The sequence below is a fragment of the Aquirufa sp. genome, from assembly GCF_044377215.1.
Lineage (GTDB): Bacteria > Bacteroidota > Bacteroidia > Cytophagales > Spirosomataceae > Aquirufa.
Map to the genome: position 1 here is coordinate 49,427 of NZ_JBILJM010000005.1, position 22,582 is coordinate 72,008.

21 protein-coding genes and 1 tRNA gene are annotated in these 22,582 nt (G+C 41.5%); 17 read left to right on the forward strand and 5 right to left on the reverse strand.

From position 1 onward, the window contains the following. Positions 1-756, forward strand: coding sequence for a shikimate dehydrogenase family protein (locus tag ACIQ6T_RS03190; protein ID WP_395784160.1), 756 nt, complete (start codon positions 1-3; stop codon positions 754-756). Here the strand turns inward: ACIQ6T_RS03190 and ACIQ6T_RS03195 are convergent. Next, a complete protein-coding gene (locus tag ACIQ6T_RS03195) occupies positions 753-1,256 on the reverse strand; it encodes a phosphoribosyltransferase family protein (RefSeq protein ID WP_395784162.1) in 504 nt (167 codons plus the stop codon). The two genes, ACIQ6T_RS03190 and ACIQ6T_RS03195, sit on opposite strands and share 4 nt — an antisense overlap. Before the next feature lie 99 nt (positions 1,257-1,355). Between ACIQ6T_RS03195 and ACIQ6T_RS03200 the strand changes: the two genes are divergently transcribed. Both ACIQ6T_RS03200 and ruvX read left to right on the forward strand, forming a co-directional pair. Continuing rightward, positions 1,356-1,901, forward strand: coding sequence for a YcxB family protein (locus ACIQ6T_RS03200; RefSeq protein ID WP_395784164.1), 546 nt, complete (start codon positions 1,356-1,358; stop codon positions 1,899-1,901). Positions 1,902-1,903: 2 nt separating this feature from the next. Continuing rightward, positions 1,904-2,317, forward strand: coding sequence for a Holliday junction resolvase RuvX (gene ruvX / locus ACIQ6T_RS03205; RefSeq protein ID WP_395784166.1), 414 nt, complete (start codon positions 1,904-1,906; stop codon positions 2,315-2,317). A 7-nt stretch (positions 2,318-2,324) separates the two neighbouring features. Here the strand turns inward: ruvX and ACIQ6T_RS03210 are convergent, their stop codons facing one another. Continuing rightward, positions 2,325-3,152: a phytanoyl-CoA dioxygenase family protein gene (locus ACIQ6T_RS03210; protein ID WP_395784168.1), complete on the reverse strand. Its 828-nt coding sequence runs from the start codon at positions 3,150-3,152 to the stop codon at positions 2,325-2,327. A 289-nt stretch (positions 3,153-3,441) separates the two neighbouring features. Between ACIQ6T_RS03210 and ACIQ6T_RS03215 the strand changes: the two genes are divergently transcribed. The 8 genes from ACIQ6T_RS03215 to ACIQ6T_RS03250 all read left to right on the forward strand — a co-directional run bounded on the left by ACIQ6T_RS03215 (position 3,442) and on the right by ACIQ6T_RS03250 (position 9,773). Continuing rightward, positions 3,442-4,179, forward strand: coding sequence for a transporter (locus ACIQ6T_RS03215; RefSeq protein WP_395784170.1), 738 nt, complete (start codon positions 3,442-3,444; stop codon positions 4,177-4,179). A 51-nt stretch (positions 4,180-4,230) separates the two neighbouring features. After that, a complete protein-coding gene (locus tag ACIQ6T_RS03220) occupies positions 4,231-5,637 on the forward strand; it encodes a BatD family protein (protein WP_395784172.1) in 1,407 nt (468 codons plus the stop codon). Positions 5,638-5,643: 6 nt separating this feature from the next. Next, complete coding sequence (aroC, locus tag ACIQ6T_RS03225; protein ID WP_395784174.1) at positions 5,644-6,729, forward strand: chorismate synthase; 1,086 nt, start codon at positions 5,644-5,646, stop codon at positions 6,727-6,729. 3 nt (positions 6,730-6,732) lie between these two features. Beyond that, entirely contained in the window at positions 6,733-7,170 is a 438-nt protein-coding gene (locus tag ACIQ6T_RS03230; protein WP_395784176.1) for a nucleoside deaminase, read from the forward strand. 61 nt (positions 7,171-7,231) lie between these two features. Beyond that, positions 7,232-7,843 (forward strand): superoxide dismutase, encoded by a 612-nt coding sequence (locus tag ACIQ6T_RS03235; RefSeq protein ID WP_395784178.1) that lies wholly within the window; start codon positions 7,232-7,234, stop codon positions 7,841-7,843. A 91-nt stretch (positions 7,844-7,934) separates the two neighbouring features. After that, positions 7,935-8,008: transfer RNA gene (locus tag ACIQ6T_RS03240), tRNA-His, on the forward strand. Positions 8,009-8,209: 201 nt separating this feature from the next. Beyond that, positions 8,210-8,848 carry a carotenoid biosynthesis protein gene (locus tag ACIQ6T_RS03245; protein ID WP_395784180.1) on the forward strand — a complete coding sequence of 213 codons (639 nt, stop codon included), beginning with the start codon at positions 8,210-8,212 and terminating at the stop codon, positions 8,846-8,848. Positions 8,849-8,891: 43 nt separating this feature from the next. After that, positions 8,892-9,773 carry a MerR family transcriptional regulator gene (locus ACIQ6T_RS03250; protein ID WP_395784182.1) on the forward strand — a complete coding sequence of 294 codons (882 nt, stop codon included), beginning with the start codon at positions 8,892-8,894 and terminating at the stop codon, positions 9,771-9,773. Here ACIQ6T_RS03250 and ACIQ6T_RS03255 read toward each other — a convergent pair. Both ACIQ6T_RS03255 and ACIQ6T_RS03260 read right to left on the reverse strand, forming a co-directional pair. Next, positions 9,770-10,834 (reverse strand): mannose-1-phosphate guanylyltransferase, encoded by a 1,065-nt coding sequence (locus ACIQ6T_RS03255; protein ID WP_395784184.1) that lies wholly within the window; start codon positions 10,832-10,834, stop codon positions 9,770-9,772. The genes ACIQ6T_RS03250 and ACIQ6T_RS03255 overlap by 4 nt on opposite strands. Positions 10,835-10,837: 3 nt before the next feature. Then, on the reverse strand, positions 10,838-11,878 hold the full coding sequence (locus ACIQ6T_RS03260; RefSeq protein WP_395784186.1) for a DUF3089 domain-containing protein: 1,041 nt from the start codon (positions 11,876-11,878) through the stop codon (positions 10,838-10,840). A 224-nt stretch (positions 11,879-12,102) separates the two neighbouring features. Between ACIQ6T_RS03260 and ACIQ6T_RS03265 the strand changes: the two genes are divergently transcribed. Both ACIQ6T_RS03265 and uvrA read left to right on the forward strand, forming a co-directional pair. Beyond that, positions 12,103-14,979: a TonB-dependent receptor gene (locus ACIQ6T_RS03265; RefSeq protein ID WP_395784188.1), complete on the forward strand. Its 2,877-nt coding sequence runs from the start codon at positions 12,103-12,105 to the stop codon at positions 14,977-14,979. A gap of 84 nt (positions 14,980-15,063) precedes the next feature. Next, positions 15,064-17,883, forward strand: a complete 2,820-nt coding sequence (gene uvrA, locus ACIQ6T_RS03270) for an excinuclease ABC subunit UvrA (RefSeq protein WP_395784190.1) — start codon at positions 15,064-15,066, stop codon at positions 17,881-17,883. A 58-nt stretch (positions 17,884-17,941) separates the two neighbouring features. Here the strand turns inward: uvrA and ACIQ6T_RS03275 are convergent, their stop codons facing one another. Continuing rightward, positions 17,942-18,247 carry a hypothetical protein gene (locus ACIQ6T_RS03275; protein ID WP_395784192.1) on the reverse strand — a complete coding sequence of 102 codons (306 nt, stop codon included), beginning with the start codon at positions 18,245-18,247 and terminating at the stop codon, positions 17,942-17,944. A gap of 489 nt (positions 18,248-18,736) precedes the next feature. On the opposite strand from ACIQ6T_RS03275, the gene ACIQ6T_RS03280 reads away from it, so the two are divergent. The 4 genes from ACIQ6T_RS03280 to ACIQ6T_RS03295 are packed head-to-tail and all read left to right on the forward strand — an operon-like array spanning position 18,737 to position 22,582. After that, on the forward strand, positions 18,737-19,969 hold the full coding sequence (locus ACIQ6T_RS03280) for a 4Fe-4S dicluster domain-containing protein (protein WP_395784194.1): 1,233 nt from the start codon (positions 18,737-18,739) through the stop codon (positions 19,967-19,969). Next, positions 19,966-20,937: an alpha/beta hydrolase gene (locus ACIQ6T_RS03285; RefSeq protein ID WP_395784196.1), complete on the forward strand. Its 972-nt coding sequence runs from the start codon at positions 19,966-19,968 to the stop codon at positions 20,935-20,937. Before ACIQ6T_RS03280 ends, ACIQ6T_RS03285 begins: the two co-directional genes overlap by 4 nt. Beyond that, positions 20,934-21,809 (forward strand): sterol desaturase family protein, encoded by an 876-nt coding sequence (locus ACIQ6T_RS03290; RefSeq protein WP_395784198.1) that lies wholly within the window; start codon positions 20,934-20,936, stop codon positions 21,807-21,809. Before ACIQ6T_RS03285 ends, ACIQ6T_RS03290 begins: the two co-directional genes overlap by 4 nt. Continuing rightward, on the forward strand, positions 21,809-22,582 hold the full coding sequence (locus ACIQ6T_RS03295; protein WP_395784200.1) for a (Fe-S)-binding protein: 774 nt from the start codon (positions 21,809-21,811) through the stop codon (positions 22,580-22,582). The genes ACIQ6T_RS03290 and ACIQ6T_RS03295 overlap by 1 nt, the downstream gene beginning before the upstream one ends.

Consider the following 22,582-nt stretch of genomic DNA (forward strand, 5'->3'; position numbering starts at 1 on the left):
ATGGCTATAACATCGCTTTTTGGACTGATTGGATACCCGCTTGGGCATTCGTTTTCTAAGAAATATTTCACGGATAAATTTGATGTATTGGGACTTTCGGATTCGCATGCGTACACACAGTTCGAACTTCCATCAATTCAAGATTTTCCAACTATTTTACGGGATAATTTGAATCTCAAGGGACTTAATGTGACGATCCCTTATAAGCAACAAATCATTCCCTTTTTAGACGAAATTGATGAATCGGCTGCACGTATCGGCGCTGTTAATACCATTAAATTTATGCCAAATGGCCGAATCAAAGGATTCAATTCCGATTATTTTGGTTTCCAACAAACGCTCTTAGATTGGTCGGCCTTGGCTGAGTTTAAGTCTAAGTCGGCTTGCGTATTAGGTCAAGGTGGAGCTGCGAAAGCGGTGATTGCGGCTATTGAGGATTTGGGAATATCTGTGGTCAAAGTTTCACGTACGCCAGCGGATGATTCAGTTGGGTATGATTCACTTGCAGATTTGTTGCCTGAAATTGGTTTAATTGTTAATACCACTCCGTTAGGAATGCATCCCCATGTAGAAACTTTTCCTCCAATTCCGTTTGAACGATTAACGAGCCAACACTACCTATATGACATTGTTTACAACCCGCTAGAAACTAGTTTTTTGCGCAAAGGGAGAGCGCAGGGTGTGGGCGGTACGCATGCAGGGTTGGCCATGTTACATGGTCAAGCAGAAAAAGCTTGGGAGATTTGGAATGATTAACGTAAATATACACCGCACTTTGCCGGATCCGAAATAACTACTTCTACATGTTCGGAGAGCGTAGTGGATAATGCATAACCAATATAGTCCGCGGCAATTGGAAATTTTCGATAATTACGATCGATTAGTACGGCAACTTGTAGCTTCTTTACTGGGATACTTAGAAATGGGGCTAAGCTGTAAGAAAACGTCCTTCCGGTATTTAAAACGTCATCCACAATAATAACAACTTTATTCTCGAGTGCTGATAAGTCGGTGTCAAATTGCACTGGACTTTCGTACGGAACGTCTTTATTTAAGGTGATGGAGACTGCTTTCGCTTGAATACTGGATATTTCATGCAAATGTTTGCAGATTATTTCAGCTAATGCGAAACCTTGACCTACGATTCCTGCGATTATGATTTCCTTTTCTTCGAAATTATTTTCGAAAATCTGAAAAGAGATTCGTCTGATTTTTTGCAGTAAGGCTGGACCGTCTAGTACTTGTTTTGCCGACATATTCTTTTGCGTAAAAACTAAATTAGCGAATTAAAATTACCCAAAATTATCCAATTTTTGTACCTTTGGGCTTTATTTAGCGTTTAAAATAATTTACTTATGGCTAAAATGTATGGTGGGCAGCAACGCGCTCAGATGCAAGCACCCTCCAATCCACTGGCAATCAAGACCAAAAAATACGGATTGGAAAAAAATAAATACGTAGGCCTTTGCATGCGTCAATTGTTTTCAAATCAATGGAAATGGGCTTTTATTCCTTTAGTGCTCCTTGGGGTAAATGTATTCCTCAACCTTTCTGGAACCTATAAAAATTATTGGATTTACATATTTTTAGCCATTGGTGTGGTTGGTTATATTCTGTTTTGGTTAATTCAGTTCACAGGAATTACCCAACTTGCGCAATACAAACAATTGTTTGACAAGTATCGCTACGAGATTGACAGTCGGCAAATTTTCATGAAAATTTCTGAAAAAGAAGGCGGAATATTAAAGTGGGATATGATATTATCAGCTTACAAAGACAAGCAAGCCTATATCTTAGAAATGGGCAAGTATCAGTTCTTGTACCTGCCATTTTCGATTTTTTCTGATAATGACCGTAAGTTGATGGATAAAATTATGCGCGACAAGGGTTTTTACGCCTAGGTATGGGACGAATAATGGCGATTGATTTTGGATTGAAACGTACTGGCTTAGCCGTTACGGATTCGCTTCAAATCATCGCAAATGGGCTTGATACTGTTCCTACACATACGTTATTGGATTATTTGGCCGTTTATTTCAAGCAAGAACTTGTAGACAAAGTGGTTATTGGGATGCCCAAAAATCTCGACAATACAGACACAGATTCTACCCACGGCGTACGCGTGTTGATTAAACATTTCAAAAAGAAATTTCCTGAAATGGCCATCATAGAACATGATGAGCGATTTACCTCTCAGCTTGCCATGCAAGCAATGATTGCGGGGGGCATGTCAAAAAAAGACCGTCGCGTCAAAGGCACCGTTGACCGTATTTCTGCGACGATAATTTTACAATCATTTATGGAATCGCAGGATTAAAAGGCTATTATTTTGTAATGACTTTCGCAAATCGGTGGTAAAAAGGAGTCCGACTATTTTCAGTTTTGGGTTTGTACTTCCCTGTGATAATGGGGACGTACATGACGCGCCGACGGGATTTTTCGCCAAAATTAGGGGATACCTCAACACGATGCCAAAGGCGTCCATCGTGAACGGTTAAATCACCTTGTTCAATTTCAAAAGCAATTTCGCGTGCATCTGGACGGTGATCAATAAATTGCTTTTTACCAAAAAGTAATTTTAATACGCCTTGGTTTTGCGTGCCGGGTAAGACGCGAAGACCACCATTCGATGATGGGCAGTTATCAAGGTGGATGCCGACGTTTAGCATTGGCAAAATTCGCTGGCCCAAAAATAAATCACGTGGAGAATCAGTATGCCATCCCATCTGTGTGAATTTGGAGTTTGGATGGTTAATGTAATGATTAAAAACTAGCCCATCTTTTTCCTCTTCGCTAATTCTACCTTCATAAGGCGCAAGTAGTTCAATTAATAAGCCAAAACGAGGATCTTTTAAAAATTCAGCTAAAACGGAGCTATACTTATTAGTAAAGCACATCCGTTGAATCATTTTATTGCCTGCTGAATCCTCGCCGAATTTGAGGGGAATTCCATTTACTTTTTCAACTTCTTCTGCGAGCCACCGCTGTTCTATTTTTGAAAATTCAGTAATGAACAATTCAGCCGTTTCAGGGGATATGAATTTCTTGAACTGGATAACACCATGTTTTTTGAAATAATCCTTTTGTTCTTGGGTTAAATGGTCCCCTAAAGTAAATGTTTTGGATTCAAATCTGGCTGTTGATATTTTCATAAGCTTGCAGCGAATGAATGCTGATTTTGTTTCACGATTCAGTGTAATTAGTGGAAATTTTGAGGACGCAATTTACTTATATGTTTGTTAATTTTTCCAAAATATGTTCATTTTTTCTGAAGAAAATCAGTTTACTATTTTTAGGGATACACCTACTCGTTTTCAGTTTTGTTTCTTCAATTGATGAAATAGCCATGTGAAATGAAAATAGGTTTTATTCGATGCTCATATTTTATTTTGGGAGCAAAAAATAATTTTTAGTCTGGCCTAAAAATTGTAGATTGCAGACATGCGATGGATTTGCTTAGTATTTTTATGTGTATCATTTGCTTTATCGGCTCAGCAAGAGGGTCGTATTGAAACAGATAGGCCGGACCAAACAGAATGCCCATTTATTGTTCGAAAGGGTTATTTTCAAGCGGAAATGGGTTTTAATCGAAATGTTTCAAAGGATGAACTCGATTACCTGATGCCTACGTCTCTTTGGAAATTTGGCTTGGTAACGTGGGCAGAGTTGCGATTAAACTCGGTACTTCAAAAGCAGGGAGACATTTCCCGCTTTAAAATGGAATCAGTAGGAGCAAAATTTCACCTAGTTGAAGGGAAAAAATGGGTCCCGCGTACTGCTGTGATTGTTCAATATGATATAAATAGTCAAAATCGGGATGCTAGTGAGCGAAATGAAGTTTCTCATTCGTTGGGGAACGTTGTATTTACCATGCAAAATTCACTTGGCGGGCCTTTTGGTGTGGGTTATAATATAGGTTCAGAATTTCACTCAAATGGGGGAATGGAAGGTATCATTCGTGTTGCGCCGAATGTTAACTTAGGTCAAAATGGCTATGCGTATATTGAGTTTTTTGGGCGACTACCTAAATCAAACTTGACAGACACGTGGGTTGATGGCGGACTTGCCTATTATGTAACTGATGACCTAAAATTGGATGTTTCATTGGGGAAAAGTTTGAATGTAGGCCAACTATGGTATGCGGCTGTCGGGATTTCCTTTCGTGTTAAACTTTTTTAATTTTAAATCTGAATCGATTCTTCTCCTTGACAATTTGTGTAAATTGCGCGGATGCATCAGATTATCATATTATTTCTGGGTTTATTGTTCTTCCTTGGTGTTCCAAAGCCAATCGTTGCACAGACACGTGAGGGATTAACGGTACAAATCGGGAGTAAATCAATTACGACCAATGAAAATTTAGTGATTTATTTTACGATTCCGGTTTCGGACCAATCACCTGTTTATCAATTTCCAGAGATTCCTAATTTTAAAAAATTAGGTGTTAGTCGCAGTAAGGCATCCCTTTTTCAAAATGGGCAAGTGGTACAAACGCAAACTTTTTCACAATATTATCAACCAGCGGGATCTGGAAATTTTGCAGTACCTGCGCAGGAGGTTCAGGTAAATGGCCAGCAAATTTCTTGGGAGTCGTTTGTTGTTCAAGTAGCTGAGGGAGCTACCGAGGAGATTGCCAATGATCTTGTGGTTCCTGAAGAATCTTTGACCAATACGAATGAGGCCTTCTTTTTGGTCAGCAGTAATTTACGTAACCCGTTTGTTGGCCAAGGATTTACCGTAAAAATGTCTTTTTACGTTCCAGAAAATAACGCGATCGAGTTAGTTTTTGACCGTAATGACTTACAAATCCCGGAACTTATTCATCAAATGCGGCCGCGGAATTGTTGGGAAGAAAATTTTGGATTACAATCTGAACGTATTTTAAAGGTACAATTTCGGGGGAAGAGATATACCGAATATCGCTTTTTTCAAGCCACTTATTTTGCGTTAGATAATCAGGTGATTCGAATTCCAACTTTGAATTTTCGAGTCAAAGAAGTCAGTGCTGGCAGGGGCTTGGAACGGAATATTAAGATTATCTATTTTAAGTCTACCCCATTTAACATTACCCCAAAAGCATTACCAAGACACCCTTTGGCACGGAAAGTGCCAGTAGGAAGTTTCAAATTAGAGGAATCAATCAGCCAAAAAGCAGTTAGGACTGGCCAAACGTTATTTTATCGTGCGCGCATGATTGGTGATGGAAATAGTATTCTTTGGGATTCGAAAGAAGTAGATTCTGATTATTTTGTCGAGTTTTCTCCTGTTTCCACAGAACGTTCTGTTGTCCCTTTTCGCGATCAAATGATTGGTCAAAAAACCGATATTTTTAAGATTATTCCTGAGCAACCGGGCCAAATTTCATTGGGAAAATATTTTAAATGGATCTATTTTAATACGGATAAAGAGCGATTTGACACCTTGCGGTCCTCACTTGTCTTAGTTGTAAAAGGTCAGCCAATTGATAGATTCTTACATACGGAAGAGGAGTCAGGAGGCATTTACAATCAGATTGAAAAGAAAGATTCTTTGTCGGTTCTTTGGAATAGATGGATCAATTGGAGACAATTGGTTAATTTTGTGATTCTTTTGCTGATGATAACATTGCTATTTCTATTTGGGAAAGCAAAAAAATAAGGAAACATGGGGAGTATATACGGGAAAATTTTTCAGATTAGTACGTTTGGTGAATCTCACGGAGCGGCTGTTGGTGTGATTATTCAAGGATGTCCAGCCGGGGTAGATTTTGATTTGAATTTTATTCAATCCGAATTAGACCGTAGAAAACCTGGACAGTCGCGCATTACTACGCAGCGAAAAGAGGCAGACACGGTTGAGGTGCTCTCTGGTATTTTTGAAGGGAAAACGACGGGGACACCGATTGCCATGCTTGTTTGGAATGGTGACCAGCGGTCCAAAGATTACGCTCATATTGCTGATCAATTTCGCCCCTCTCATGCCGATTACACCTATTTTGCCAAATATGGTTTACGTGATTACCGCGGAGGAGGACGTTCTTCGGCTCGTGAAACGGTTGCCCGTGTGGCGGCTGGAGCGCTGGCAAAATTAGTATTGAATCAATTGGGTGTTCGAATCACGGCTTATGTTTCCCAGGTAGGAACGCTCAAGTTAGAGACGCCTGCAGAACAATTAGATCTAAGTTTGGCAGAAACGAATGCCGTTCGTTGTCCGGATACTCAATTGGCTGAAAAAATGTTCACTTACATTGATCAAATCCGCAAGGAAGGGGATTCTGTAGGAGGTGTTGTGTCAGCTTATATTACCGGTTGCCCAATTGGATTAGGAGAGCCCGTATTCGATAAATTACATGCGGAATTGGGCAAGGCGATGTTGAGTATAAATGCGGTCAAGGGATTTGAATATGGAAGTGGATTTGATGGGGTTGCTTTGCGCGGCTCCCAACATAATGATATCATTGAAAAGCAGGCTGATGGGACCTTGCGGACAGTAACTAACCATTCAGGAGGAATCCAAGGAGGAATTTCAAATGGCGAACCCATTTATTTTCGCGTTGGATTTAAGCCTGTGGCAACCATCATGCAAAATCAGGATAGTGTGAACGAGAAGGGGGAGAAAATAACTGTTTCAGGTAAAGGAAGGCACGATCCGTGTGTTGTACCACGTGCAGTGCCCATTGTAGAAGCGATGGCTGCGATTGTCCTTTTAGATTTTTATTTGCGTAACCGAGTTATTCAAATGCCGGCTTAAATTATGCTGAACGAAGACGCATATTATATGGGCCTAGCGCTCCGACAGGCTGAAATAGCCTTGGAAGAGGACGAAATACCCGTAGGCGCACTAGTAGTTTGTCAAGGAAAAATTGTGGCGAAGGCCTACAATCAAACGGAAATATTAACGGATGTGACTGCACATGCAGAAATGTTGGCAATCACATCAGCCGCTCAAACGATCGGAGGAAAATATTTAAAAGATTGTACCTTGTATGTGACCTTGGAGCCTTGCCTCATGTGTGCTGGAGCCCTTTATTGGTCGCAACTTGGTCGTTTGGTTTTTGGTGCCTCTGAAGAAAAGAGAGGTTTTCAAGCGATGGGAAGCGCTGTATTACATCCCAAGACGGAGATTGTTGGCGGACTTCTCGCACAGGAATCCGAATCATTATTAAAAGAATTTTTTTCTCGAAAGCGCTAAGCATTCGAACAAATTAGGAATTAGAATCGTTTAAAAATTATTAACACTAAAATATATCGATATGGCTTTTGAACTAGCACCCTTACCTTATGCAAATAATGCATTGGAACCTCATTTTGACGCATTGACTATGGAAATTCACCATGATCGTCATCACAATGCGTATGTAACGAATTTAAATGCGGCGGTTAAAGACACTCCCTTAGAAGGAAAGTCTTTGGAAGAATTATTTGCTTCCATTTCTACATTGGCACCTGCAGTTCGTAACAATGGAGGTGGACATTTTAACCACGATTTATTCTGGAATATCTTATCGCCAAACGGTGGAGGCGCTCCAGTAGGCACTTTAGCGAAAGCGATTGATGTGAAATTTGGTTCTTTTGATGCCTTCAAAGAAGAATTCAAAAAAGCGGGTTTAACACGTTTTGGTTCTGGCTGGGCGTGGTTGGTAGCTCAGAAGGACGGTTCAGTAGCAGTTTCTAGCACACCAAATCAAGATAATCCATTGATGGACGTCGCAGACGTTAAAGGTTTTCCAGTGATCGGATTAGATGTTTGGGAGCATGCATACTATTTGAAGTTCCAAAATAAGCGTCCAGATTATATTGATGCATTCTGGAGCGTAGTGGATTGGAACAAAGCGGAGGCGCGTTACATCGCAGCTCAGAAATAATTGTTTCAGCGGGAGCATGAAAATTCTCCTGCTTTTTTTGTTTTAAGGTTTGCAATGTTGGAAGCTTTCCGTATTTTTGCAGTCCTAAATGGCGGTTGTAGCTCAGTTGGTTAGAGTAGGCGTTTGTGGTGCGCTTGGTCGTGGGTTCGAGTCCCATCATCCGCCCGTTTATTTTAAAAGTCCTGGTTAAGAAGCCGGGACTTTTTTTTATTTTTGATCTTGGACAAACCCAAACAGCGTGTGATTGCCTACATAGATGGATCTAATCTCTACTTTGGGCTAAAGGTTGCCGGATTAAAGTTTTGTAAGTGGCTGGATGGAGTTGAAATAAATAAGCCTATTGGCTGGTAAATTATATACTTAAATATGAATCCAGTTATATTAAAACGTTTTTTGATTGTTGTGTACGCATCGGGTTTGGTGGGAATGCATGTGCCAGCTGTTTCGCCCATGTTTACGTCCTTGGTTCCGCTAACTCTTTGGTTTACGGGATTTATTTGTGTTTGGTATTTCCCAAAGCCAAGCGCCCAGGCTTATGTTTTATTGGCAGCTATCGGAATTGCAGCATGGATGCTTGAGGTTGCGGGCGTTCGTTCAGGTAAAATTTTTGGAGAGTATGCGTATGGGCCGACTCTCGGATTTAAAGTATTAGAAGTTCCCATTACCATTGGAATCAATTGGGTGCTTTTGGTGATTGTGACGAGTGCGGTCGTTGAGGAATGGAATTTGGGCGGAAAGGTTGGTCGCGCAGCATTAGGTGCGGGTTTAATGACAGCGCTTGATTTACTGATTGAACCTGTTGCCATGAACTTTGATTTTTGGCAGTGGAGAAATAATTATGTCCCCATTCAAAATTTTGGAGCCTGGTGGATGGCTAGTTTTTTCTTTCATTGGGTCTATATTTCAGCTGATTTACCGGCAAAATCTAGTTTGTTTCGATTAATAGCAGCACTTCAATTTTTGTTCTTTTTAGGCCATTGGATATTTATGCAATTTAATTTGTAACAATTTGCCTGTTAGCTTGTTTCATTAATTAGAATTATAAACTATGAATGTTTTTTCAATAAAAGATGTAGAGAATATAAGCGGGATAAAGGCTCATACGTTGCGGATTTGGGAGCAACGGTATGGTATTTTAAAGCCAGAGCGTACCGATACGAATATTCGTCATTATGGTGATGATGAACTTAAACTTGTACTCAATATTGCTCTGCTTCAGGAAAAAGGTGGATTTAAAATTTCTGAGATCGCCAAGATGAGCGATGCAGAAATGGTGTCACATATTCTGCATCTTTCAGAAACATCATTCAATCACGTGGACCACATGCAAGCACTAACGCTTGCCATGATGGATTTAGATGAGGCCCGTTTTCAAACCTTGACGCGTAACATTGTCAATGCTCATGGATTTGAATATTACATGCTTGAGGTGATTTATCCGTTTATGCGTCGCTTAGGTACATTGTGGCTTTCGGGTTCCGTGGGTCCGGCGCAAGAGCACTTTATTAGTCATTTGATTCGGCAGAAATTGATTTCGGCGATAGATCAACAAGATTTAAGTTTAAAGCCAAATGCCAAACGCGTTTTGTTGTATTTGCCAGAAGGTGAATTGCACGAAATTGGGTTACTTTTTGCTAATTATGTCTTTCGCGCTCGAAAACATGCTGTCGTCTATTTGGGGCAATCCTTACCTTATGACGAACTGCTGCTCGCGTATTCCATTCACAAACCTGATTATATTTTTAGCGTGTTTACAACTGAGCCCAGCATTGATGTAATGGATGATTACATTGCCCAAATGGCCAAAGATATGCCTGATACGCAAATCATGTTAACAGGATTCGCAGTACTTCAGCCAGATCGTAATTTACCAGCGGAAATCCGGACTATTCCTGACTTTCAAACGTTGATTGATATCGCAACTGCTTAAGAAAAACGTTTATCAATGTTTGTAGCTGCTTCTACAAATTTCTTTACCTCCTGTTCTTGATCTTTTGGACAAATCATGAGTGCGTCTTCGTGTTCAGCTACAATGAAATTGTTCAGGCCTTGGATGACCACCAACTTATCTGAGGGTGTTCGTATGATGCAATTTTGGGAATCGTATGTTAATACATTTCCGGTTATTACGTTTTGATTGTCATCTTTTTCGTGAATTTCATACATGGATTTCCAGGTACCTAGGTCGGACCAACCAATATCTGCAAGAATTACTTTGACATCTTGCGCTTTCTCCATAATGCCGTTATCTACCGAGATACTTTTACAAACGGCATATACTTTACGGATAAAATCATTTTCCTCCGTAGTATAATAGACAGATTCTCCTTCGTCAAATTGTTCAGCTAACCTAGCTAGGTTTTTCTCTAATTCGCGTTTGAACGTAGGGATGGTGAAGACAAAAATACCTGCGTTCCATACATAGTCGCCACTTTCTAAAAACGCTTGCGCTAATTCAAGATGAGGTTTTTCGGTGAACGTTTTGACATTTTTAGCTTCTTTATCCCCCGTTTGAAATTGAATATAGCCATAGCCTGTATCCGGCCGGGTTGGTAAAATTCCGAGCGTAACCAGTGAATTCCCCTGTGCGGTTTCAATGGCATGGGAGATTTTTGTCCGAAACGTTTCTTCCTTTAAAATAACGTGATCTGCAGGAGCTACAACAAGTGTTGCATTCGGGTGTTTTTTGCCAATTTTATAAGCTGCATAAGCAATGCAAGGTGCGGTATTCCGACGTTGCGGCTCTTTTAAAATCTGATCAGATTTTAAGTATGGCAATTGCGTTTGTACCAAATCAGCAAACTCTTCAGAAGTCACAACATAGATATTTTCCTGTGGAATTATACCTGCGTAACGTTCAGCAGTTTGCTGGAGCATCGTTTTACCTACCCCAAGTACGTCATGAAATTGTTTGGGATTTGAGCTGCGGCTGATGGGCCAAAATCGAGTTCCGATTCCCCCTGCCATGATAATTAGAAAATGCTCTTGCATAGATTATTTGCCTAAAAATTCGGTTACGCGTTCTTTGGCATTCGTTCGAATGGGTGCGTAAAATAGATTAAGATCTGCTTGGTGCCAATTTTTAATTTTGACAAAGCTTCGGCCAAAAACATACGGTGTGTTTGTCCATAAAATTCCTTGGTGATTTTGGGCATCAGCAAAATGACGTACCCATTTAAATCCGTAGGAAACCCCTCCTGGATTAAGTTCTTTGGGGGCAAAATTTTCATCCAAAGTCCACGTAAGTGGGTTGGTTGAAACAAGATCTGTGGGCTCTCCCGGATGCCAAGGAGGTAAATATCCTTGTAAAAAAGTTGTCCATGCGATGAAACAGCCTGTTTGACGCGGAGTCTGGCATGGCGGGATGGAGGTAAATGTATTTTTGGGTGTAGCAATACCAATAATGTACGCAGCAACTAATTGTTTTTGTAATGCTTTTCCATCAAAGTATTCTTTCATTAGTCGGGTGGCATGCACCGTCCCTTGACTGTGCGCGGCAATAATGATAGGTCTTCCTGAATTATAATGTGCGAGGTAATAGTCGAAGGACTTTTTAATATCCTCATAGGCCAGATCCAATGCCGCAGCTTTGTCTTCTTTAAACTCAGTTACGAAAGCAAAATAGTGCGCTTGTCGGTACCGAGGTGCATAAACTTTTCCAGCAGCATTGAAAATACTCGCTTGATTTAGGATTGCGGTGCTGTCAACTAATCGATTGAGGTATTCGTCGGACACAGATGCATTCCATTGGTATTCATTTTTTGGTATATAGGTTAAAATCGTGGGGTGAATGTAAAAGACATCCGCTTGTGCGTTGTTCTGCTCATCTTTCAAGGGTGATTTGGTAGGCAGTTTATCCGCCGCATCTAGTCGGGTAGGCAGCGATGCCCAATTTTCCTCGTTTGAATAATCAACTTCTTTTGGTTTAGGACTTTCATTCCAGCGAATACTTAGTCGGGCTGGAACGGGTCTTTTACACGCTATACTAAGACTCGTTAACGTCAGAAAGGCTAAAATTAATTTTAAGTTGCGCATGCGTGGTTACTAATTGGGCCAAAGTTAGGAAGATTTTGGTCCTTTCTAAATGAAAATTATGTTAATGGCAACAGGAATTTAGGCTTATTAGTTCATCAAATAAAAATATTTTCTGAAAAACTAGTAGTTTATTAAGGTCAAACATTGGGCATTTTCCCAAAAATTTCTAGATTTGCTTTACTATTAAAACCATACACTCAATTGTGTAAACAAAATTAGACATTATGAAAAAACTTTTTACTTCAACGATGCCCCTATTTATGGTGCTTTTTCTTTTCGCTTTCGTAGCTGTTGCACAGACGAAGGTAGGGGGAAAAGTAACTGATCAAGGGTCAAAAGAGCCATTAATCGGGGTTAGTATCTCGGTAAAAGGCAAGGTGATTGGAACGATTTCTGACGCCAGTGGAAATTTCTCTTTGACAACTTCAACACCAGTGCCGTTTACAATTCAAGTTTCGATGGTGGGGTATGAGCGTCAAGAAATTGCTGTTACGGGCAATAAAACTGATTTGAAAATTAGCTTGAAAGAGCAAGCATTAATGGGTCAAGACGTTGTTGTATCAGCTTCTCGTATTGAAGAGTCAGTGATGCAATCGCCAGTTTCAATCGAAAAAATGGATATTCGTGCCATTCGTGAAACACCTGCTGCCTCTTTTTATGATGCTTTACGTAATTTAAAGGGAGTTGAGGTAAGTACACAATCGGTTGCTTTCTCATCTATCAACATGCGTGGATTTAACGGAAACGGTAACGTTCGTGTGGTTCAAATGATTGATGGCATGGATAACCAAGCACCAGGTTTGAACTTCGCGGTAGGTAATATCGTAGGTATTTCTGAATTGGATTTGGAAGGCGTTGAGGTATTGCCAGGAGCTGCTTCTGCTTTATATGGTCCAAATGCTTTGAACGGTATCATTTTGATGAATTCAAAATCGCCATTTTTATATCAAGGCTTAAGTGCTCAGGTCAAAGCGGGTGCGATGACTGCATCGAATCGTTCGCAAGCGACTACTCCTTATGGAGACATCTCATTCCGTTATGCGAAGGCAATCAATAACAAATGGGCTTACAAGGTTAACTTCAATATGTTGAGCGCTGAAGATTGGCAATCAACAGATTTTAGGGATCAGAGTTTATTAAATGGTCGTGGTTTAGGTAATGGAAATCACCGGACTAATGTGGGTTACAATGGTGTTAGTATGTTTGGTGATGAGACTAATGTGAATATGTTGTCTTCATTAACACCTTTATTAGGTGTGGCAAACCATCCATTGACGGCAGGAATTAATCAAATTTCACGTGCTACGGGTGGTGCATTATCGCCTGCTGCTATTCTTGGTTACATTGCACCTAGCGTTAATGTTTCACGTCAAGGATATGCTGAAGCTGATTTAGCATCATACACAAATCGTAATATCAAATTTAATGCAGCTTTGCATTACCGATTCAACGATAAAGTTGAGTTGATTATGCAAGGATCTTATGGTCAAGGAACTACTTTGTATACAGGAGCGGATCGTTATTCAATTAAGAACTTCTCGATGGGTCAGTATAAAGCGGAATTGAAAGGATCTAATTTCTTTGTTCGTGCTTACACAACGCAAGAGAACTCAGGTGATGCATATGCGACAGGTACATTAGGCCAATTAGTTAATGAGGCAGCTAAGCCATCGACTGCTTGGTATCCAGAATACTTCGGTGCTTTTGCTGGTGCAGCATTACAGAACTTTGGAACTGTATTGCAGACTACACTTGCAGCGACAAGAAATCCTACTACGGCTATTGGAACAGCGATTGCTAGTACCCAAGCTTTATTTCCTGCATACCATGCGAATGCGCGCGCGATTGCTGATGCGAATCGTTTGATTCCAGGTACCCCAGCATTTAATACGGCTGTAGCAGCGATAAAAGAAAAGGCTTTGCCTCAAGGAGCTAAGTTTACGGATAAATCAGCGTTATATCACTTGGAGGGTATGTACAATTTGACTGAGAAACTTGGCAACAAGCTTGAGGTGATTGTAGGTGCTAACTTCCGTCGGTATGCGTTAAATTCAGAAGGTTCTTTATTTGCATTGCAAGATAACGGAGATGAGTTTACAATCTCAGAGTATGGTGCTTACGCACAATTTGCGAAGAAATTTGCAGCTGACAAGTTAAAGTTATCTGCTTCATTACGTTATGATAAGAATGAAAATTTTGATGGTCAGTTTAGCCCTCGTTTCTCGGGTGTATTTACAGAAGGTCGTTCGAATTTCCGTGCTTCATACCAAACTGGTTTCCGTATCCCTACGACACAAGATCAGTACATCAACTTACTGACTCCATCTGCTCGTTTATTAGGAGGTTTGGCAGTTATTCAAGATCGGTACAAATTATCGGGTAATTCATTTACGTTGCCATCGGTACTACAAGGAAAGCCTGTTGCTTACACGGCAAAGCCTTGGAAGCCTGAGCAAGTTCGTACCATGGAGGTTGGATATAAAGGATTGTTAGGAGATCGTTTATTAGCTGATGTGTATGCGTATCGTTCAAGTTTCACCAACTTCTCAGCGGGACAAGTAGTTGTTCAATTGCCTTCTCAGCATCAAGATCCAACCGTTCTTGGAAACAAGATTTTCTCTTTCCCATCAAATGTTGAAAGTGAAGTTATTACGCAAGGTTGGGGTGTTAGCTTAGATTACCAATTAGGTAATAACTGGATGGCTGGAACGAACGTTTCATATAATGAGTTGAAGGATACAGGTGGACTGCCTAATTTCCAATTAGCGTTTAATACACCTAACTACCGTACAAACGTTTCATTATCTAACCGGAATATCGGTGGTTCAGGCTGGGGTGTAAGTGCTGTATGGAGATATCAAGAGAAGTTTGTTTGGCAGTCATCGATTGTTAATCAGGTGTTGAACCAACAGCAATTAAGTTTAATTCCAGCATTCCATACATTAGATATGCAGGTTAGCAAGAGATTGACTGGCATGAAATCTATCTTAAAAGTGGGTGGAACTAATTTGGGAGGTAGGCTTTATCAAACAGGATGGGCGAACCCATTCGTGGGAAGCATGTACTATGTTAGCTTAACATTTGATGAATTATTGAATTAAGAGATATTCATATTTTCTTGAGGCTGCCCCGAAAAGGGCAGCCTCTTTTTTTGTACTTTTGTGGATTGAATTTTAGGAGAAGGCATGGATTTAACGGGTTTTTCACATATTGAGGTTTTGGGTGCGCGTGAGCACAATTTGAAGAATATTGACGTATCTATTCCGCGTAACCAGCTAGTGGTTGTGACGGGAATCTCAGGTTCTGGAAAATCTTCGTTGGCATTTGATACCATTTACGCAGAGGGTCAGCGCCGGTATATGGAAAGTTTTTCGGCCTATGCTCGGTCATTTTTGGGAAACATGGAGCGTCCTGATGTGGACAAGATTGAGGGGCTTTCACCTGTAATTTCAATTGAACAAAAAACTACGTCTAAAAATCCACGGTCTACGGTAGGTACGACAACGGAGATTTACGACTTTTTGCGCTTGTTGTTTGCCCGTGGTTCAGAGGCATTTTCGTATTTGAGTGGCCAAAAAATGGTCAAACAATCTGTTGACCAAATCATTGCCACCCTGACTTCGCAGTTTGACGGATCTAAGATTGTTTTATTAGCTCCAGTAATAAAGGGCCGAAAGGGTCATTACCGCGAGCTTTTTGTACAGATTGCGAAGTGGGGATATACCAAAGTGCGCGTTGATGGAGAGATTCTCGACATTGAGCCCAAGATGCAATTGGATCGATTTAAAGTACATGATATTGAGGTGGTGATCGATCGCTTGGTCGTGACAGACGATGAGCGGGTGCGTTTATCGCAAAGTTTACAGACGGCGATGCAGGTGGGGAAAGGTCAGGTTTATGTACTGGACGCGGCTTTACATGTGCATTATTTTTCACAGACATTAATGGATCCTGAAACGGGTTTATCATATGATGAGCCTGCGCCCAATACATTTTCGTTCAATAGCCCGTATGGTGCTTGCCCGTGCTGCAATGGTTTGGGGGTAATTGAGGAAATTACAGAGGATTCTGTGATACCTGATCGCAAATTGAGTATTGTTCGTGGAGCTATTGCTCCGATAGGCGAGTACCGGGAGTTATGGATTTTTAAGCAATTAGAAGTATTGTTAAAGCCTTTTCAAGTGGGTTTATCTACACCCATTGAAAAATTCCCTTTAGAGGCGGTGGAAATGATGTTATATGGGACGGATGAGCCAGTACCGGTTCCTTCGAAAAAATATGTGGGGACGGAGTGGAGTACCAAATATGATGGAATTATCAATTTCTTAAAGCGTCAGCAGGAAAGTGGATCGGAGAAGACGCAGGATTGGTTAAAGGATTTTTTAGTTATAAAAACGTGTCCAGATTGTGGAGGCTATCGCTTGAAAAAGGAGGCTTTGCATTTTAAGATTGATGGCAAGCATATTGGGGAGTTGGCCCAAATGGATGTGCTTGAATTAGAGCAATGGTTGGAGGGGCTTGAGTTGCGCATTTCTGATCGTCAGCGGCAGATTGGTTCGGAGGTATTGAAGGAGATTCGCAAGCGCGTTGGGTTTTTGACGCAAATTGGGTTGACCTATTTGACGCTTGATCGACCTATGAAGACTTTGTCGGGAGGCGAGTCGCAACGGATTCGTTTAGCCACTCAAATCGGGACTCAATTGGTCGGTGTTTTGTATATCATGGATGAACCTTCAATCGGGTTGCATCAGCGGGACAATGAAAAGTTGATTCAGGCGTTGAAGGATTTGCGTGATTTGGGAAATTCGGTTTTGGTTGTGGAGCATGATAAGGATATGATGTTGGAGTCAGACTATATTCTGGATATTGGTCCGGGTGCTGGCCGACATGGCGGTCATGTGGTGGGGTTCGGAAAACCGGCAGATTTCATCAAATTAGGTACGCCTACGGCCCAGTATTTAAATGGAGAGTTATCCATTGAAGTTCCGAAGGCTCGTCGGCCTGGAAATGGCCATCACATCGAGCTGAAAGGTGCGACGGGGAACAACTTGAAAAATGTGTCGATATCGTTGCCTTTGGGGAAATTTATTTCGGTGACGGGGGTTTCTGGTTCAGGTAAATCAACCTTGATTCATGACACGCTGGTGTTGAAATTAAAGCAGCATTTTGATAGGACAAAACGGGATGCGATGCCGTTTAAGTCGATGACGGGTCTGGAACATATTGATAAAATTATTGAAGTTGACCAGTCGCCCATCGGTCGTACGCCGCGGTCAAACCCGGCGACTTACACCAATATGTATACGGATATTCGGGCCTTGTATTGTGAATTACCGGAGTCGAAAATTCGGGGTTATAAGGCGGGTAGATTTAGTTTTAATGTAAAAGGTGGCCGATGCGAGAGTTGTGAGGGGGCGGGTCGCAAGAAGATTGAGATGGAGTTTTTGCCTGATGTGCTGGTGGAATGTGAGACGTGTAAGGGGAAGCGATTTAATCGGGAGACGTTGGAAGTTCGATTTAAGGGAAAATCCATATCGGATGTGTTGGACATGACGGTGGAGCAGGCGCTGGAATTTTTTGAAAATCAGCCTCGGATTCACCGGAGGGTACAGACCTTGTCTGAAGTTGGTTTGGGGTATATTACCTTGGGCCAACATGCCACTACGTTGTCAGGAGGGGAAGCCCAACGGGTGAAATTGGCAGAGGAGTTATCTAAGAAGGATACGGGCAAGACTTTGTATGTATTGGATGAGCCTACCACAGGACTACATTTTCAAGATGTCAAATTGCTTTTAGATGTATTACAGAAGTTGGTGGATAAGGGAAATACCGTATTAATCATTGAGCATAATTTAGAGGTGGTAAAGGTGTCGGATTATGTCATTGATATGGGTCCCGAGGGTGGAAATGCGGGCGGTCAATTAGTTGGGTCAGGGACTCCCGAGCAAATTGCTAGGTTGAAGGGCAGCGAAACAGGCCGCTTTCTAAAAAAAGAATTACGGTAAACGCTGCCGGGGTCGTAGACCCCGGCAGCGTTACTCCGGAAACGTTTTTAAGACAGAATTAGTCTATCAATAACTTGGATATTTTTTCCTCCGATGTTGCCGTTTCGTGGAATTTTTCAAAAACTTCTAGATTCCCAAACCAAAATAATCCCTCATTTTTATCAATGATTCTTGATTTGAATTTGAAATATTCTCGATAGGAAGAGTAAGGATAAAATTCATAATTTCCATGAATCTCGTGGGTAACAGGATTTAAATGTATGTATTTGATCAAATGAGTAAGGTATTGACTTGAGTCAACCGGTTTTCGCCTGAAGGGAGATTCAAATAAGCCACCAGTTCTACTAGTTGCTATGTTAAACATTTGAGCATGTGAGTTAAGTAAATTGCCTATTTTTCTACTGATGAAAAGGCCTACTGGAGCTTTTCGGAGAGGGAGCATTTTTAGATCGATCAGTTTATCTATTTCTTGGTTTGATTTTATCCGTATTAATAAGTGAAAATGGTTGCCTAATAGACAAAATGCATATGTATCCACGTACGGACTTACCATGCGTTCATATTTGCGGAGGAAAGATCTATAATGCTTGTCTGTTAGAAATATTGGCTTTTTGTCAATTCCACGAGTATAAACATGAAATACGCATTTTTCAATTAGTGGATCTATAAAATTTTTCATCTTTTTTTATCTCAAAATTGCAGCTTTAAAAATTGCGCCTATTGATTTAAATTGATAAAAATTATCACCTTGTTGATTTTTTTCTCTCGCAAATTTGCGCTAGTTTCGGAACGGATTTTGGTAACGCTGCCGGGGTCGTAGACCCCGGCAGCGTTTACCGCCAAACTCATCAACATGAATCAAATTAGCTTCATCGCCTTACTTTTAATCATGGGCTACCTCATAGCTCGGCGTTTTGGACAAATTGCAAAAACCATTCATCTCGCAAAGCCCGTGATCGTAACGAACTCAAGCGAGCGCTGGAAACGTGTTCTATTACTTGCATTCGGGCAAAAAAAGATGTTTGAGAAGCCTTTTGTTGGCATTATGCACTTGATAATTTACCTCGGATTTGTCCTAATTAATATCGAAATTTTTGAAATTGTCGTCGATGGAGTACTCGGAACACATCGAATTTTCGCACCATTTCTCGGAAATTTTTACCCCATTCTTATTAATTTTTTTGAAATCCTCGCTGGCGGGGTGGTGGTGGCTTGTGTCGTTTTTATAGCCCGTCGCTTAAGTCAACAAGTAAACCGCCTACGCGCAGCAAGTCATCGCGAATTGAATGGATTCCCCATCAAAGATGCCATGCTTATTTTGATCATTGAACTAGTGCTCATGTCAGCGCTTTATCTCATGAACGCAGCAGATCCAGGGCAATCATTCATCATTTCAAAACACATGAAGCCTTGGTTGCCACAAGAAAATCTTCACCTCATTGAGCAAATAGCCTGGTGGATTCATATCATTGGTATCCTACTTTTTGCGCTCTATGTAACCTATTCAAAGCACCTACATATTTTCTTCGCTTTCCCGGCGGTGTATTATTCCAAAATTGACTCAATTAGCCAAATGGATGCCATGCCACATGTGACGAACGAGGTGAATATCATGTTGGGTAAACCCGGAGAAGCCAGTAACCCTGATTTGAAATTTGGGGCACAAGACATCAAAGATCTCACCTGGAAAAATGCACTCGATGCCTACAGTTGTACCGAATGTGGCCGCTGTACCGAACAATGCCCTGCAAATCAAACCGGGCGCTCACTGTCTCCACGTAAAATCATGATGGATACGCGCGACAGACTAGAAGAACTCCAAAAAGATCCACAATCCACAAACATGCTTCTGGGCAACTACATTACTGCGGAAGAATTGCGCGCCTGTACCACCTGCCAAGCCTGCGTGGAAGCCTGCCCGATCCAACTCTCCCCACTAGACATTATTCTCGAATTACGCCGCTTTCAAATTATGGAGCAATCTGATGCACCAGGGGCTTGGAATTCGATGTTTGCCAACATAGAAACGAATCAGGCCCCTTGGAAATTCAATCCAAGCGACCGACTAAATTGGGCTAAATCATGAAAAAATTACTACTAGTACTCGTTGGCCTAACCGCCTTATACTTCCTTGGACCACATCCAGACGCCCCAGAAATCAAAGGGCCTAGTTGGACCGACATCCCCAACGAACCACGTGAAATCGCCAACTACCTATACGCCAAAGAAGCCACAAATCGTAATTTAAAGCCGGATAATCAGGGACAAATTATTTGGGCTGATTCTGCAAATCCACAAAAAACGAAAAAGGTTTTCCTCTATGTGCACGGATTTTCGGCGTCGCCTATGGAAGGGAACCCCTTGCATAAAGAAGTGGCGAAAGCTTTTGGGGCAAATCTAGTGCTTGCCCGCTTGGAAGATCATGGGGAATTCCCAACCGACTCCACAATGGCCAAAGCCACAGCTGATAAATTCTACCAAAGTGTCGAAAATTATTATGCCATTGCGAAGAAATTAGGAGATGAAGTAGTTGTATTAGGAACGTCATTCGGAGGAGCGATGTCCCTGGTTTTGGCCACCCGTCATCCCGAAATTAAGGCACTTATGCTCTATGGGCCATGTATCGCGATCAAAGATCCCACTGCACCGCTGGTTGACAATCCTTGGGGTTTACAACTTGCCCGTGCCGTGATGCGCAGCGACTTCCGTGATATTCCTTCTGTGAGTTCGGGCCATACGAGTTTTTGGAGTTTGCATTACCGCCTGGAAGGTATTGTAGCGATCCAAAATTTCTTGACGCATGAAATGACTGATGAGGTTTTTGCGCAAGTGAAAGTGCCGGTATATTTAGCCTACTATTACAAAGATGAGGCCAATCAAGATAATGTTGTTTCGGTACAAGCCATGCGTGATATGTTCCCTAAATTAGGGAGCAAAATCAAAAAAGAACACGCATTTCCACTTTCCGGTTACCACGTAATTACTTCTGATATTCTGGGTAAGCGGGTTGATTTGCCTATAAAAGCATCCGTAGATTTCATCAAGCAATTATGACACCGCAATTAATTCTATACGCCGTACCGTTTTTTCTTATCACGGTTTTGTTTGAATCTTGGGTTGCCTATAAGCAGCATCGGGATTTTATTGAGGCCAAAGACTCTCTGACTTCCATCGGATTAGGACTTGGAAATTTGGCTGTGGGTACCATAACCAAAGGCCTCGCGTTTGTCACTTATTTCTACGTGTATGAACACTGGCGCATAGCAGATTTTCAATTTAACTGGTGGCCAGTTTGGGTTTTCGCCTTTTTAGGAGAGGACTTTACCTATTATTGGGTACACCGTATTTCACATGAAATTCGCTTTTACTGGGCTTCGCACATGGTACACCATTCGTCTCCTAAATACAATTTAGCTGCTGCACTGCGCCAAACATGGACAGGTAGTATAACCGGCGGATTTATATTTTGGGCCTGGCTTCCGCTGGTGGGTGTGCATCCGTTTATCGTGTTCTTTTTCCAACAAACCAGCCTGCTATACCAATATTGGATTCATACGGAGTTTATTCAAAAAATGCCAAATTGGTTTGAGCAATTCTTCAATACTCCATCGCATCACCGCGTGCATCATGGAACGGATTTAGACTATTTAGATACGAATTATGCCGGTGTGCTGATTATTTGGGATCGTATTTTTGGATCATTTAAAGCTGAAGAAGCCCGTCCAAATTACGGTTTGACCAAACAGATTGAAAGCTATAATCCGGCGAAGATTGCCTTCTATGAATGGGTGCAAATCGGCAAGGACCTCATGCATGCCAAAAGCATCAAACAAGTAGCCGGATTTCTTTTCGGGCCTCCCGGCTGGAGCGATGATGGAAGCCGATTAACCGTGGAGCAAATGCGTGCATTACAAAAGAAAAAATAATGGAACTTCAAATAACGACAATGGCCGAATGGGCCGCTCGGGGCGAAAGTCCAGAATACCTTTTTTGGGTGGGTTGTGCAGGTTCTTTTGATGACCGCCACAAAAAAGTAACACGGGCCATGTGTGAAATTTTGACCAAAGCCGAACTAAGTTTTGCGGTACTTGGGACTGAAGAATCATGCACCGGTGACCCCGCGCGCAGAGCCGGAAACGAATTTCTGTTTCAAATGCAGGCCATGCAAAATATTGAAGTACTCAATATGTATGGCGTAAAAAAGATCGTGACTTCATGCCCCCATTGTTTCAATACACTGAAAAATGAATACCCTAGTTTAGGCGGTACGTACGATGTAATTCACCATAGCCAATTATTAGCAGAGCTTTTGGCATCTGGAAAAATTCAAGTCAACGAACATGCGGAGACGATTGCCTACCATGATTCTTGCTATTTAAGTCGTGGAAATGGTATTGTAGAATCACCTCGCGCCATCATTGCAGGCCTAAATAAAGACCTAAAAGAACTAAAGAGTTGTCGGACCAAAGGCCTCTGCTGCGGTGCCGGCGGTGCCCAAGTTTTCAAAGAACCAGAGCCAGGCGGACAAGATGTTCAGGTAAAACGTACCGAAGAAATTATCGAATCTGGGGTAAAAAAAGTAGCTTTGGCATGCCCTTTTTGTATGGTCATGTTGCAAGACGGATTAAACAAGACCGGCAAAGACCACGAAATTCAGTTGGTGGATTTAGCTGAACTCGTCCAACAAAGTATCCAATAA

What these genes read in the sequence shown, in the direction of transcription:
- ACIQ6T_RS03230 (WP_395784176.1), top strand. Translation starts at nt 6,733, where the DNA reads ATGCTGAACGAAGACGCATATTATATGGGCCTAGCGCTCCGACAGGCT.
- ACIQ6T_RS03265 (WP_395784188.1), top strand. Translation starts at nt 12,103, where the DNA reads ATGAAAAAACTTTTTACTTCAACGATGCCCCTATTTATGGTGCTTTTT.
- ACIQ6T_RS03215 (WP_395784170.1), top strand. Translation starts at nt 3,442, where the DNA reads ATGCGATGGATTTGCTTAGTATTTTTATGTGTATCATTTGCTTTATCG.
- ACIQ6T_RS03260 (WP_395784186.1), bottom strand. Translation starts at nt 11,878, where the DNA reads ATGCGCAACTTAAAATTAATTTTAGCCTTTCTGACGTTAACGAGTCTT.
- ACIQ6T_RS03275 (WP_395784192.1), bottom strand. Translation starts at nt 18,247, where the DNA reads ATGTTTAACATAGCAACTAGTAGAACTGGTGGCTTATTTGAATCTCCC.
- ACIQ6T_RS03195 (WP_395784162.1), bottom strand. Translation starts at nt 1,256, where the DNA reads ATGTCGGCAAAACAAGTACTAGACGGTCCAGCCTTACTGCAAAAAATC.
- uvrA (WP_395784190.1), top strand. Translation starts at nt 15,064, where the DNA reads ATGGATTTAACGGGTTTTTCACATATTGAGGTTTTGGGTGCGCGTGAG.
- ACIQ6T_RS03235 (WP_395784178.1), top strand. Translation starts at nt 7,232, where the DNA reads ATGGCTTTTGAACTAGCACCCTTACCTTATGCAAATAATGCATTGGAA.
- ACIQ6T_RS03210 (WP_395784168.1), bottom strand. Translation starts at nt 3,152, where the DNA reads ATGAAAATATCAACAGCCAGATTTGAATCCAAAACATTTACTTTAGGG.
- ACIQ6T_RS03285 (WP_395784196.1), top strand. Translation starts at nt 19,966, where the DNA reads ATGAAAAAATTACTACTAGTACTCGTTGGCCTAACCGCCTTATACTTC.
- ACIQ6T_RS03190 (WP_395784160.1), top strand. Translation starts at nt 1, where the DNA reads ATGGCTATAACATCGCTTTTTGGACTGATTGGATACCCGCTTGGGCAT.
- ACIQ6T_RS03280 (WP_395784194.1), top strand. Translation starts at nt 18,737, where the DNA reads ATGAATCAAATTAGCTTCATCGCCTTACTTTTAATCATGGGCTACCTC.
- ACIQ6T_RS03250 (WP_395784182.1), top strand. Translation starts at nt 8,892, where the DNA reads ATGAATGTTTTTTCAATAAAAGATGTAGAGAATATAAGCGGGATAAAG.
- ACIQ6T_RS03255 (WP_395784184.1), bottom strand. Translation starts at nt 10,834, where the DNA reads ATGCAAGAGCATTTTCTAATTATCATGGCAGGGGGAATCGGAACTCGA.
- ACIQ6T_RS03290 (WP_395784198.1), top strand. Translation starts at nt 20,934, where the DNA reads ATGACACCGCAATTAATTCTATACGCCGTACCGTTTTTTCTTATCACG.
- ACIQ6T_RS03295 (WP_395784200.1), top strand. Translation starts at nt 21,809, where the DNA reads ATGGAACTTCAAATAACGACAATGGCCGAATGGGCCGCTCGGGGCGAA.
- aroC (WP_395784174.1), top strand. Translation starts at nt 5,644, where the DNA reads ATGGGGAGTATATACGGGAAAATTTTTCAGATTAGTACGTTTGGTGAA.
- ruvX (WP_395784166.1), top strand. Translation starts at nt 1,904, where the DNA reads ATGGGACGAATAATGGCGATTGATTTTGGATTGAAACGTACTGGCTTA.
- ACIQ6T_RS03200 (WP_395784164.1), top strand. Translation starts at nt 1,356, where the DNA reads ATGGCTAAAATGTATGGTGGGCAGCAACGCGCTCAGATGCAAGCACCC.
- ACIQ6T_RS03245 (WP_395784180.1), top strand. Translation starts at nt 8,210, where the DNA reads ATGAATCCAGTTATATTAAAACGTTTTTTGATTGTTGTGTACGCATCG.
- ACIQ6T_RS03220 (WP_395784172.1), top strand. Translation starts at nt 4,231, where the DNA reads ATGCATCAGATTATCATATTATTTCTGGGTTTATTGTTCTTCCTTGGT.